Source organism: Comamonas sp. UBA7840 (assembly GCF_002501455.1).
In the GTDB taxonomy this organism is placed as follows: Bacteria; Pseudomonadota; Gammaproteobacteria; order Burkholderiales; family Burkholderiaceae_C; genus Comamonas; species Comamonas jiangduensis.
On record NZ_DLTI01000015.1, the window covers coordinates 164,466 to 177,279 of the forward strand.

The 12,814-nt window shown below is 60.3% G+C and carries 11 protein-coding genes; 7 read left to right on the plus strand and 4 right to left on the minus strand.

The genetic code is table 11. The features are described 5' to 3' along the window. Window positions 1-190: 190 nt before the first annotated feature. Window positions 191-556 carry an iron-sulfur cluster insertion protein ErpA gene (erpA, locus tag B3R00_RS04540; RefSeq protein WP_284213728.1) on the plus strand — a complete coding sequence of 122 codons (366 nt, stop codon included), beginning with the start codon at window positions 191-193 and terminating at the stop codon, window positions 554-556. A gap of 118 nt (window positions 557-674) precedes the next feature. Then, entirely contained in the window at window positions 675-2,078 is a 1,404-nt protein-coding gene (mdtD, locus tag B3R00_RS04545) for a multidrug transporter subunit MdtD (RefSeq protein WP_286997688.1), read from the plus strand. A 14-nt stretch (window positions 2,079-2,092) separates the two neighbouring features. Here the strand turns inward: mdtD and B3R00_RS04550 are convergent, their stop codons facing one another. Together B3R00_RS04550 and B3R00_RS04555 are read right to left on the minus strand one after the other, a co-directional pair. After that, entirely contained in the window at window positions 2,093-3,250 is a 1,158-nt protein-coding gene (locus tag B3R00_RS04550) for an anhydro-N-acetylmuramic acid kinase (RefSeq protein WP_286997690.1), read from the minus strand. A 65-nt stretch (window positions 3,251-3,315) separates the two neighbouring features. Continuing rightward, complete coding sequence (locus B3R00_RS04555; protein ID WP_286997691.1) at window positions 3,316-4,674, minus strand: M23 family metallopeptidase; 1,359 nt, start codon at window positions 4,672-4,674, stop codon at window positions 3,316-3,318. Between the two features lie 184 nt (window positions 4,675-4,858). Between B3R00_RS04555 and tyrS the strand changes: the two genes are divergently transcribed. Next, the gene (gene tyrS, locus B3R00_RS04560; protein WP_286997693.1) at window positions 4,859-6,091 is read left to right on the plus strand and encodes a tyrosine--tRNA ligase; all 1,233 of its coding nucleotides are present in this window, start codon (window positions 4,859-4,861) and stop codon (window positions 6,089-6,091) included. 222 nt (window positions 6,092-6,313) lie between these two features. Here the strand turns inward: tyrS and B3R00_RS04565 are convergent, their stop codons facing one another. After that, the gene (locus B3R00_RS04565) at window positions 6,314-6,760 is read right to left on the minus strand and encodes a bacteriohemerythrin (RefSeq protein ID WP_286997694.1); all 447 of its coding nucleotides are present in this window, start codon (window positions 6,758-6,760) and stop codon (window positions 6,314-6,316) included. Window positions 6,761-7,044: 284 nt separating this feature from the next. Here B3R00_RS04565 and glmU point away from each other — a divergent pair, with 284 nt between their 5' ends. Both glmU and B3R00_RS04575 read left to right on the plus strand, forming a co-directional pair. Next, on the plus strand, window positions 7,045-8,484 hold the full coding sequence (glmU, locus tag B3R00_RS04570) for a bifunctional UDP-N-acetylglucosamine diphosphorylase/glucosamine-1-phosphate N-acetyltransferase GlmU (protein ID WP_286997697.1): 1,440 nt from the start codon (window positions 7,045-7,047) through the stop codon (window positions 8,482-8,484). An 18-nt stretch (window positions 8,485-8,502) separates the two neighbouring features. Further along, window positions 8,503-9,288, plus strand: a complete 786-nt coding sequence (locus B3R00_RS04575) for a sensor histidine kinase (protein ID WP_286997699.1) — start codon at window positions 8,503-8,505, stop codon at window positions 9,286-9,288. Window positions 9,289-9,358: 70 nt separating this feature from the next. Here B3R00_RS04575 and B3R00_RS04580 read toward each other — a convergent pair whose 3' ends face one another. After that, entirely contained in the window at window positions 9,359-9,880 is a 522-nt protein-coding gene (locus B3R00_RS04580; RefSeq protein WP_286997700.1) for an Lrp/AsnC family transcriptional regulator, read from the minus strand. Between the two features lie 133 nt (window positions 9,881-10,013). Between B3R00_RS04580 and glmS the strand changes: the two genes are divergently transcribed. Together glmS and B3R00_RS04590 are read left to right on the plus strand one after the other, a co-directional pair. Continuing rightward, window positions 10,014-11,912: a glutamine--fructose-6-phosphate transaminase (isomerizing) gene (gene glmS / locus B3R00_RS04585; RefSeq protein ID WP_286997701.1), complete on the plus strand. Its 1,899-nt coding sequence runs from the start codon at window positions 10,014-10,016 to the stop codon at window positions 11,910-11,912. Window positions 11,913-12,278: 366 nt separating this feature from the next. Further along, window positions 12,279-12,814, plus strand: a 536-nt coding sequence (locus B3R00_RS04590) for a helix-turn-helix domain-containing protein (RefSeq protein WP_286997702.1), incomplete at its 3' end; no start/stop codon positions are given.

The window sequence follows — 12,814 nt, forward strand, 5'->3', positions numbered from 1 at the left end:
CTCACAAAAAAGCCGCTTCTGCCTTCGGGTGTGGCGGCTTTTTTGTGGGCTTTACCGCTGGGTCTGTGCGGGAAAGGTGGCGGGCAATGCCCCCACTGCGACTGGCGTCAAAGCTGGGCGCTGGCCTAATTCCTGAGCAAAACGCAGTACCATTACAGCCGATTTTGAGAAGAACACTCGGAGTATCCCCATGAGCGCCGTTGCAGAACCCACCACCACTGAAATGCCTGATCCCATCGTCTTCACCGACAGCGCAGCTGCCAAGGTGGCCGACCTGATTGCGGAAGAAGGCAACCCAGACCTGAAGCTGCGCGTATTTGTGCAAGGCGGCGGTTGCTCGGGTTTCCAGTATGGTTTCACTTTTGATGAAATCACCAATGACGACGACACCACCATGACCAAAAACGGTGTGTCGCTGTTGATTGACGCCATGAGCTACCAGTACCTGATTGGTGCAGAGATCGACTACAAGGAAGATCTGCAGGGCGCGCAGTTTGTGATCAAGAACCCCAATGCCCAGACCACTTGCGGTTGCGGCTCAAGCTTCTCGGTGTAACAGCGCCGATTGCGTCTGTTTTCCCCTTCCCAAAAGCCGCTGCTTGCCAGCGGCTTTTTTGCGACCAAATTGGCTTAAAACGTAGATTGGATAAGCGCTAGCAGCTATGAAAAACAATATGAGTCAACCTGCAAGCAAGCAAGAGCCCCTGCTGTGGCTGGTGGCCATTGGCTTTTTCATGCAGTCGCTGGATGCCACGATTTTGAACACGGCCTTGCCCAGCATGGCGGCATCCCTGGGGCAAAGCCCGCTGCATATGCAGTCGGTGGTGGTGGCCTATGCGCTGACGACGGCCATGTTGATTCCAGCCACGGGCTGGGTGGCAGACCGCTTTGGTACACGCCGTATTTACACGGCGGCCATGGCGTTGTTTGTGCTGGGCTCGGTCTTGTGTGCGCTGGCCCCTACGCTGCAGTTTTTGGTGATGGCGCGGGTGGTGCAGGGGGTGGGCGGCGCCATGATGCTGCCCGTGGGGCGGCTGGCAGTGCTGCGCGCCTATCCGCGCGATGCCTTCATCCGCGCCATGAGTTTCATTGCCATTCCGGGGCAGGTGGGGCCCTTGATGGGGCCGGCGGTGGGGGGCTGGCTGGTGGAGTTTGCATCGTGGCACTGGATTTTTTGGATCAATGTGCCGATTGGCATCGTGGGCGTGTGGGCGGCATGGCGCTGGATGCCGCTGAACGATCAGCAGCCCAAGCGCTCATTTGACGGTGTGGGCTTTGCCTTGCTGGCCGCTGGCATGGTGGGGGTGTCGCTGGCGCTGGATGGTTTGTCCGGTGTGGGGATGGGGCATGCCCTGGTGGCCGTGCTGCTGGTGTTCGGCATGGCCAGTCTGGCAGCGTACTGGATGCACGCGCTACGCAGCAGCCAGCCCTTGTTTGCCCCATCGCTATTTAGCGTGCGCTCATTGCGCGTGGGCTTGCTGGGTAATTTGTTTGCCCGCTTGGGCAGTGGGGCAGCACCCTTTTTGGTGCCGCTGATGCTGCAGGTGGGCTTGGGTTTGTCGCCCTTTCATGCGGGCACGATGATGCTGGCCACGGTGCTGGGCGGCATGCTGGTCAAACGCGTGGCTGTGCAGACGGTGCTGCGCTTTGGTTACAAGCGTGTGCTGCAGGTGAATTCGGTGTTGCTGGGCGTGATGATTGCGGGCCTGGGGCTGGTCAGCCCCGCACAGCCGGTGTGGCTGATCGTGGCGCAATTGTTTGTGTTTGGCGCCGTCAACTCGATGCAGTTCTCGGCCATGAATTCGGTCACGCTCAAGGACATGACCGGTGAGTCGGCCAGCAGCGGCAACAGTCTGCTGTCGATGGTGCAGATGCTGGCGATGAGCATGGGCGTGGCCACAGCTGGAGCGGTGCTCGCGGGCTATGCCGACATGTGGCAGGCGCGCGAAGGCTACAAGCTGCTGGCGCTGCAAGCCACGTTTGTGACGGTGGGGGTGATGACCTTGGCGGCCACTTTGGTGTTTAGCCAGCTAGAGCCGGATGAAAAGGTGCGCAGCGCGCCAGACGGGCACGACTAAGCGCCGCTGCTGCATCAGGCGGGATAAATCGCACCCAGAATGCGTGGCCCGTGCGCGCCCGTGACGGCGGGCAAATTGCCGGGCAAACCCAGCATGCATTGGCGGGCCAGCCAGGCAAAGGCAGCAGCTTCCACCTGCAGCGGTGGCAAGCCGCATGCGGCCGTGCTTTGTACATGGACATGCGGCAGCAGGGCTTGGAGCTGGCGCATCAACTCGGTATTCAGAGCGCCACCGCCGCACACCAGCAAGCTGTCACTGTTGGGTGCATGCCGCATCACCGCCTGTGCGCAGCTGTGGGCGGTGAAGGCGGTGAGGGTGGCTTGCACATCCTGCGGGCTGGGTGTGTGAGCCAAGGCTTGCAACTGCGTGTGCAGCCAACTGGGATTGAAGAGGTCGCGCCCCGTGCTTTTGGGAGGGGGTAGCTGCAAAAACGGCTCTGACAGCAGCAACTGCAGCAGCGCGGGCTGCACCGTGCCAGCCGCGGCCCATTGGCCTTGGTTGTCATAGGCTGCGCCGGTGTGCTGCAGGCACCACCAATCCATCAACGCGTTGCCGGGCCCACAGTCAAAACCCATCACAGGCATTGATGCGCCGGAGGCAGGCAGCAGACTGATATTCGCAATGCCACCGATGTTGAGCACGGCGGTGCTGCGGTCCGTACGGCTGAAGATGCCTTGGTGGAATGCTGGCACCAAAGGGGCGCCTTGGCCGCCTGCAGCCACATCGCGGCTGCGCATGTCGGCGACGACGGTGATGCCCGTGCGCTCTGCCAGCAGGGCTGGGTTTTGCAGTTGCAAGGTGTAGCCGGTGCCATCGTGTTGCTGGGGCTGGTGGCGCACCGTTTGGCCGTGGGCGCCAATCGCGCTCACGTGGCTGGCCGGGGTGCGGCTTTGGTCCAGCAACTGCTGCACCACGTCAGCATAAGCGAGGCTGATGGCATTGCCCGCCAGCGCGGCACGGTGCAGCTCATTGCAGCCTTGGGGGGTATTGAGCGCCAGCAGTTCTTGCCGCAAATCCGGAGCAAAGCCCTGGGCGGCGTATGCGAGCACGTGCAGGTGCTGCTGGGCATCCCACTGCACCAGCACGCCGTCCACGCCGTCGAGCGAGGTGCCGGACATCAGGCCGATATACAGGGCGGTGCGATCAGGGGCAGAGAGGTGGGCAGTGGGCATACAAACGCGGCAGGCAAAGAAAAAGGGCCTCGATTGCTCGAGGCCCTCAGGAGGTTAGCACACCCTTATTGGGCGCTGGCTTGGCGAATCAGCTCTGCCGATGCCAGCTGCGTGTGCATATGTTCTGCATGCTTAGCAAACTGCTTGCGAACTTTCTCGGAAATTTCGTTGGCTTCGCTCTTGGCGATGATGGCCTGGGGATCTTGGTGGTTGCCATTCACACGGAATTCAAAATGCAGGTGCGGCCCTGTGGACCAGCCGGTAGAGCCGACAGCACCAATGAATTGACCTTGTTCTACGGACTGCCCCTTTTTCACGTCAATACGGCTCAGGTGGGCGTAGACGGTCACGTGGGCAGTGTTGGCATGCTTGACGTAGATGACGTTGCCATAGCCGTTTTGCCAACCCGCAAACTCAACCACGCCATCACCCACGGTACGCACTTTGGTGCCGGTGGTGGCTGCAAAGTCGGTGCCCAAATGGCGGCGCCATGTGTTGTGGATGGGGTGCTTGCGCATGGCAAAGGTGCTGCTGACGCGCGAGAATTCCACGGGGGAATTCAGATAGGCACGGCGCAGGCTGGAGCCGTCCATGGCGTAGTAAGAGCCACGTTGGCCGGGCTCTTGGAACCACATGGCCTGGTGCAGCTTGTCGCGGTTTTGGAATTCTGCGGCCAGCACCCGGCCAGAGCGCAAGAACTCGCCGTCGGCTTCCAGGGTTTCGTAGATGACGGAGAAACGGTCGCCCTTGTGCAGGCGGTGGAAGTTGATGTCCGAAAAAATATCGACCACTTGCACGGCCACGGCGTCGGGCAAGCCTGCAGCGTCGGTGGCGGCAAACAAGGTGCTGTGGATGGTGCCGCCTGTCAGGCGGGTGTTGACGACCAGCGGTGCGGTCGAGACGGTGCTGACAAATTGGCCTTGGGCATCGCGCTCCAGCACCAAACGCTGAAAGTTTTGGCTGTCTTCGCTCTCAATCCAGCGCACGGTCAGCTTGCGCAGCTGGTGGTCGTTACTGGCCTCGGCGGACACCAAGCGGCCATTGCGGCTGAAAACGTGCTGGCGAACCAGCTCATTGCTGCGCAAAAAGGCCGAAGCGCTGGGGTCTGCAATCCCCAGACGCTGCAGCAGCGATTCTGGGGTGTCGCTGGAGCGGGTGTAGTCCGTGCGGAACAGCGAAAAATCGTTCAGATCTGTCAGGTCGGCCAGCGTGCTGCCCTCGACCAGCGAGGGGATGGTTTGGGTGAGCGTGCGCACCGGCATGTCGGCAGGATCTGGACCCAGGGACGCAACGGCGAAGGCGCCACCTCCTGCGGTGAGCATGAGGGTTGCAATCGCGGCGGTCAGGCGTTTCGGGTGGCGCTGGATGGACTGTGCCAGCTGTGCAAGGAAAGCACTGCCGGCAGAAACTAGTTTGTGATTCAAAACCTGGGTTCCTGGGAAGTGTGCGTACCTTGAAGACGGAAAGGCATGTGAGGCATGGGGCACGCGTTCTGTCAGCATAGTGGCCATTTACCAGTATGTAAATGCCTTGCCGACTAGAATTGGTCACTGCAATAGATCCGAAATTATACCGGGGGGCCTATACCCCGCGCTGGAAAAAACCCTTATGAATCAAAATGCTGTTACAACATACCCGGTCACTGAGTCTGTAAGACAAGCGCTTGAAATCACCTTGCGCGGCGTTGACGAATTGTTACCAGAAGCTGACTGGACACAAAAGCTGGCGCGCTCGGCGGCAACCGGGGTGCCGCTGCGCATCAAGCTGGGCTTGGATCCTACAGCGCCGGACATCCATTTGGGGCACACCGTGGTGCTCAACAAAATGCGCCAGTTGCAGGATTTGGGTCACCAAGTGATCTTTTTGATCGGTGACTTCACCACGCTGATTGGCGACCCTTCGGGCCGTAACTCGACCCGTCCGCCGCTGACCGCAGAGCAAATCCAGGCCAACGCCGAGACGTACTACACCCAGGCAGCCAAGGTGCTGGATCCGGCCAAGACCGAGGTGCGTTACAACAGCGAATGGTGCGACAAGCTGGGCGCGCGCGGCATGATTGAGCTGTCGGCCAAGTACACCGTGGCCCGCATGATGGAGCGCAACGATTTTCACACCCGCTTTACCGAAGGCAGCTCCATCAGCCTGCACGAGTTTTTGTACCCGCTGCTGCAGGGCTATGACTCGGTGGCCTTGAAGGCCGACCTGGAGCTGGGCGGCACGGACCAGAAGTTCAACCTGATGATGGGGCGCCATCTGCAGGCCGAGTATGGGCAAGAGCAGCAGTGCGTACTCACCATGCCGCTGCTGGTGGGACTGGACGGCGTGCACAAGATGTCCAAGTCCAAGAACAACTACATCGGCATCACCGAAGACGCCAACACCATGTTTGCCAAGGTGTTGTCGATTTCGGACGACCTGATGTGGGACTGGTACACGCTGCTGTCCTTCCAGAGCCTGGCGCACATTGCCCAACTCAAGGCTGAGATTGCTGCGGGCGGCAACCCCAAGCACGCCAAGGTGGCGCTGGCCAAGGAAATCACCACGCGTTTCCACAGCGCTGCAGCCGCCGATGCGGCCGAGCAAGACTTCAACAACCGTGCCAAGGGCGGCATTCCCGACGATATCCCGGAGCTGAGCCTCTCCGGTGCGCCCATGGGGATTGGTGCCTTGCTCAAGCAAGCCAACCTGGCGCCTTCCACCAGCGAAGCCAACCGCCTGATCGACGGCGGCGGCGTGCGCATTGACGGCACCGTCATCAGCGACCGCGGCCTGAAGGTAGAGGCGGGCACTTTTGTGCTGCAGGTGGGCAAGCGCAAGTTTGCCCGCGTGACGCTGGCCTGACCGTTGGCGACGCACTGGCCTGCCCAAGCCAGCAGCCAGAAGCCAGAAGTCGCAATTCACCTGCAGCTTGGAGAGACTGGGCGCTGTGCGTGCCCCCAGCCGCTGCCTTGGAAAAGGTGGCGGCTTTTTTATGCTTTGAAAAAATGAGCTGTTTGCGCTTGGGGAAATATGGGTTTGAGAGTGTTTATTATTTGAAATCCATGCAATACAAGCGCCAGTAGCTCACTTTTTAATGGCAACGGGTGGCGGTGATACGGTGTTGTCTGCGGCGAGGGTCGCTTGGAAAAACGGCACATACGCGCGGTCTTCTTCAAGGATGTGGCAGCGCAGCCAGTCTTTGAGAAAGTCCAGCGCCTCCAGGTCGACATCTTCCCCGGCCTCAAAGCGCAGCAGCCAATCCATGGCCTGGGCGGTGAAGTGGGCGTGTTCGGCAGTGTGCGCGGCCGTTTGCGGATAGCCGTAGCGCTGGAACATCACTTCTTCTTCAATGAAGTGGTTGTGGGTGTAATCGACCAAGCCTTCAAGTACCTGCCCGATGACGGCGCGCTCAGGGATGGGGTTGCTCAGCTCGTCATACAAGGTGTTGATCAATTGCACCAGCGTCTGGTGCTGCGCATCGATGCGCGGAATGCCCAGCATGAGCGCACTGGACCACGGCATAAAGGTCATGAACGATCCTTTCAATTCACTCTGAGAAGACGGTGAAAAAGCGCGCGGGGCAGTGTGCGCGGCGCGAAGCTGTACAGAATGCAGAAAGGGCCGCGCGGCTCCAAGGGGGCAACCCAGGCGCCCCCAGCGCTTGCTGACGCAGGTCAAACACTTCGGGGCAGCCTGTCGTGTGTGCCCCACGCCAATCAGATGGCTGTCTGGCCGAGGTGTTCACGCGCAGGTGTGCCAGCGCGGGATAATCTGGCGCATAGCGCTGGCAGTAGCTGGCTTCACAATTGATTTTTATGTCCTCCTCTCACGCACTTCCCCTTGATATCGTCGTCATGGCTGCCGGCAAAGGCACCCGCATGAAAAGCAAGCACCCCAAGGTGTTGCAAAAACTGGCGGGCCGTGCGTTGCTGCAGCATGTGCTGGATACGGCCGCGCAGCTGCAGGCGCGCTCGGCCGTGGTGATTACCGGCCATGGGGCACCAGCGGTGGAGGCGGCCATCGGCCAAGGCCGCAGCAGTCAGGCTTTGGATTTGAAGTTTGTGCGCCAAGAGCCGCAGCTGGGCACCGGCCACGCCGTGCAGCAGGCTGTGCCTGCGCTGGCACAGGACGGCATGGTCATCGTGCTTTCGGGCGATGTGCCGCTGACCCAGGCATCCACCCTGCAAGACTTGGTGGAAGCTGCTGGCGGCAGCCGCATGGCGCTGCTGACTGTCACCCTGGACAACCCCACGGGCTATGGCCGCATCGTGCGCAATGCCCAAGGCACGGTGCAGCGCATCGTCGAGCAAAAAGACGCGAGCGACGCCGAGCGCGCCATCACCGAGATTTACAGTGGCATCATGGCCGTGCCCGCAAAGCGCTTGGCGCACTGGCTTGCACAACTGAACAACCACAACGCCCAAGGCGAGTACTATTTGACCGACATTGTTGCCATGGCGGTGGCCGATGGTGTGGACGTGGTGGCCCACCGCATCACAGATGCCGTGCAGGTGGCTGGCGTGAACAGCCCGCTGCAGCTGGCCGAGCTGGAACGCGCCCACCAGCAGCGCCAGGCACGCAGCTTGATGGAGCAAGGCATTCGCTTGGCCGACCCCGCCCGCTTTGACCTGCGCGACGATGTGCGCGGTCATGCGGCGCAACTGCTGTGCGGGCCGGATGTGGAAATTGATGTGGGCTGTATCTTCACCGGCAAGGTGGAACTGGGTGAAGGCGCCAGCATTGGTGCCTACTGCCACATCAGCAATGCCACGATTGCGGCGGGCGCGGTGATTCACCCCTACACCCACATTGATGGTGAAAAGCTGGGCGCCAGCGTGGGCGAAGGCGCGCTGATTGGCCCCTTTGCACGCTTGCGCCCCGGCGCGCAGCTGGGCAAGGAGGTGCACATCGGCAACTTTGTAGAAGTGAAGAACTCCACCTTGGCCGACGGCGCCAAGGCCAACCACTTGGCCTACCTGGGCGATGCCAGCGTGGGCGAGCGGGTGAATTACGGCGCGGGCTCCATCACCGCCAACTACGACGGCGCCAATAAGCACCGCACGGTGATTGAGGCCGATGTGCATGTGGGCAGCAACTGCGTGCTGGTGGCGCCAGTGACGATCGGTGCTGGCGGTACGGTGGGCGGTGGCTCTACCATTACCAAGAGCACCGAGCCGGGTGCATTGAGTGTGGCGCGTGGCAAGCAAGTCAGCATTGCCAACTGGACGCGCCCCGCCAAACAACCCAAGCCCTGATCTGTCAAGGAGCCTGCCATGCATGCGTTCATCCCTGTGCCCACCACGCTCGAAGCTGCGCTGGCCTTGATTGCGCAGCAGCGGGCTGAGCTGGATCGCTTGCATGCGGCGCACGAGGCCTGGATGCGCGCCGTGGCGCACGATTTGCGCGCGCCCTTGCGGCATGTGGTCTCGTTTGCACCGCTGCTCAAAGAGTCGGTGGAAGAGTTGGCCGCAGCAGCGCCCCAAGCGGGCTACGCCGCAGAAGATGCGCGCGAGTTTGCGGCCACGATGGAGCAATCAGCCCGCAAGATGAGCGCCATGCTCGATGGCCTGGCCCACATCTCACGCACGGCCCGCACCGCCTTGCACCTAGAGGTGCTGAACTGGTCGGCGCTGGTGCAGACGGCAGTGCAGCCTCTGCAAGCACAGCATCCGCAGGTGCAGTGGGTGTTGCCTGAGCAGCCCGTGTGGGTGATGGCCGATGCCGACAGCTTGCGCTCTGCGATGCAAGCGCTGCTGGACAACGCCGTCAAATTCTCTGCCACGCAGCCACAGCCGCAGGTGTGTGTGGAGGCGCAGCCTTTGGCAGCGGGCGGCTGGCGTTTGACGGTGCAAGACAACGGCGTGGGGTTTGACGCCAGCCGTGCACAAGGCCTTGGCGAGCTGTTTCAGCGCATGCACCGGGAGGGCGAGTTTGCCGGTGTGGGCTGTGGCCTGGCGCTGGTGCACACGGTGGCGCAGCGCCATGGCGCCCGCTGGGAGGTGCAGTCGCAGGTGCAAGCCGGCTGCACCGTGCATCTGGACTGGCCGGCTGCTGTTTAATTTTGCATCCAATAGGCCTCTAACGCTTATATAGACTGCGCTGGTAGCTATCAATATTGTTGCCTGGTGCTCAAGCGTTTTCTGGTTTGTGTGCCAGTTGCGGCAGGTGGGGGCTGAACTTGGCGCGCTTGGTGGCAAAAAACGTCTTCACATTGCGCACATTGCGGTGGGCAGTGAATAGGCGTTGCGACAGGGCCAAATACGCAGGCATATCGCTGCAGGCCACCACCAGCAAAAAGTCAGGCCCCGGTGAAACGCGCCAGCATTGCTGTACCCCGTCTTCAGCCACGGCCAAGGCTTCAAACTCATCCAGTGCCTCGGCGTGCTGGCGCTCTAGCGTCACTTCCACCAGTGCTTGCAAGCCATGCCCCACCAGGGGCGCCACCGCTTCGGGGCGTACGATGGCCACTTGCCGCTCAATCAGCCCCAGTGCATGCAGGCGGCGTACGCGGCGCAGGCAGGTGGGTGGGGAGATATGCAATTGCTCAGCCACATGCAGGTTGCTTTGCCCCGCATCGCGTTGCAGCAGGTCTAGCAGTTGCAGGTCTGTGAAATCGAGTGAGAATTCAGGGGAATTTATTTCGGATTTCATTTGATTTTGAAATTTAATTTCTTTAATGATTTGATGTGAAATTTAATTTCTTTTATTCAGGAAAATAGATCATAAGTTTTGTGTGGATGCTTTTAGCATCACGCCACGTTTCAACCTTTCCGGAGTTCCGCCTATGTGTGGCATCGTTGGCGCAGTTTCCACGCGCAATATCGTTCCTTTGCTGGTGCAAGGCTTGCAGCGGCTGGAGTACCGTGGTTATGACTCCTGCGGCGTGGCCGTGCACCGCATGGTGGCGGGCAGCCCCATCAGCCAGGGCCTGCAGCGTGCGCGCAGCACGGCGCGCGTGGCGGAATTGCTGGAGCAGGTCACCACCGACGACCTGCAGGGCCTGACCGGCATTGCCCACACCCGCTGGGCCACGCACGGCGAGCCAGCGGTGCGCAATGCCCACCCGCATTTCAGCTACGGCCCGGGTGAAACCATCGACAGCGGCAAGCCCGCACGTGTGGCACTGGTGCACAACGGCATCATTGAAAACTACGAACAACTGCGCACCGATCTGCAAGCCAAGGGCTACATCTTTGCCAGCCAGACCGACACCGAGGTCATCTGTCATTTGGTGGACAGCCTGTACAACGGTGATTTGTTTGATGCCGTGAAGGCTGCGCGCGCCCAGTTGCATGGCGCCTACGCGATTGCCGTGATGCACAAGGACGAGCCGCACCGCGTAGTGGGCGGCCGTGCCGGCTCGCCCCTGGTGCTGGGCGTGGGCCAAGACAACAGCGAGTTCTTCCTAGCATCGGACGCGATGGCCGTGGCGGGCGTAACCGACCAGATCGTGTACCTGGAAGAGGGTGATTTGGTGGATTTGCAGCCTGGGCGCTACTGGATTGCGGGCAAAGACGGTCACGCTGTGCTGCCCGAGCAGCGCCCCGTCAAAACTGTGCAAGCCCACAGTGGCGCGGTGGAGTTAGGCCCTTACCGCCACTACATGCAAAAAGAAATTTTCGAGCAACCCCGCGCCATTGGTGACACGCTCGAAGGCATCGTCAACATCGCCCCCGAGTTGTTTGATGGTGCCGATGGCACCGCGGCATGGCGGGTGTTCAAAGACATCGACAATGTCTTGATTTTGGCCTGCGGCACCAGCTACTACAGCGGCTGTACCGCCAAGTACTGGCTGGAAGGCATCGCCGGCATTCCCTGCAACGTGGAAGTGGCCAGTGAATACCGCTACCGCACCAGCGTGCCCAACCCCAAGACCTTGGTGGTCGCCATCAGCCAGTCCGGTGAAACCGCCGACACACTGGCCGCACTGCGCCATGCGCAAAGTCTGGGTATGACCCACACGCTGACCATCTGCAACGTGGCCACCAGCGCCATGGTGCGCGAGTGCAAGCTGGCCTACATCACCCGCGCCGGCGTGGAAATTGGCGTGGCATCGACCAAGGCATTCACGACACAGCTGGCCGGTTTGTTCTTGCTGACCTTGGCTTTGGCGCAATCCAAAGGCAAGCTGACAGAGGACAAGGAGCAGCAATACCTGACCGCTATGCGCCACCTGCCCGTGGCGCTGCAGGCCGTGCTGGCGCTGGAGCCGCAGGTAGTGAGTTGGGCCGAGAACTTTGCCAAGCACCACAACGCTTTGTTCCTGGGCCGTGGCATGCATTACCCGATTGCCATGGAAGGTGCCCTCAAGCTTAAAGAGATCACCTACATCCATGCCGAGGCCTACCCGGCGGGCGAGCTCAAGCACGGGCCTCTGGCCTTGGTGGACAGCGCCATGCCCGTGGTCACCGTGGCGCCCAATGATGAGCTGCTGGAAAAACTCAAGAGCAACATGCAAGAAGTGCGCGCGCGCGGCGGCGTGCTGTATGTGCTGGCCGATGCCAAGACCAACATCGACAACGCAGAAGGCATGCACGTGATCCGCATGCCCGAGAACTATGGTGCACTCAGCCCCATCTTGCACGTGGTGCCGCTGCAGCTGCTGGCCTACCACACGGCCGTGGCACGCGGCACGGACGTAGATAAGCCACGTAATCTAGCCAAATCCGTGACCGTGGAGTAACGCAGTAAACGGCTTTTTAGCGCTTTTATTCTGGGTAATTAAAGTCGTAAATTCGCAATTAAAGTCGTAAACCCCGGGCTAGCATCCATGCGGGTTTGCGGGACGAGGGTTTGTAACTGCAAAGTCGTAAACTTAGAAACATCTGAGTAATTTCTGCTTGCAGTATTTAAGCTTAGAGCTTTCCAGCTTTGGTTCGAATGCTATGAAAAAAGCGCTCCATTAGAGCGCTTTTTGTTTTGGTGGTTAGTTAGGCTTTTGTGTGTTGTTTGAAATGGCCAAGGCACTTCGGTTGTATGTCTGTTTTGCAGTGTGGATTCAACTGGTCAATGCAACACAATGATCGCCTCTGGCGCAAGGAGTGTTGGCATGAAGCAAAGACCGCGGATTTACTACACCGAAGCTCAGAAAGCTCTGATGTGGGATCGCTGGAAAGCTGGCGATACCTTGCACGAGATAGGCAAGCTGTTTGACCGGCTACACACATCCATTCACACCATCCTGAGTGCATCGGGTGGCATCCGGCCACCAACGAGACATCGCTCTCGTTTGGCGCTCAGTATGACTGAGAGAGAAGAAATCTCCAGAGCGTTAGCTGCAGGTGAATCAATCCCCTGCGTTGCCAAGCGCTTGAGGCGAGCTGCGTCGACCATCAGCCGCGAACTCCAGCGCAATGGCGGCAAGGCTTGCTACCGAGCGGCAAAGGCTGATGAGACAGCCTGGGATCGAGGACGACGCCCAAAGGCATGTAAGTTGGCTCGCAATCCGGCACTGGCGCAGATCGTGGCAGTTAAATTGCAAAGCCTGTGGTCACCTGAGCAAATAGCAGGATGGCTCAAACGAACTTACCCGGACGACAAGGAGTTGCAGGTGTCTCACGAAGCCACTCGCCGATGCGTGGCAGC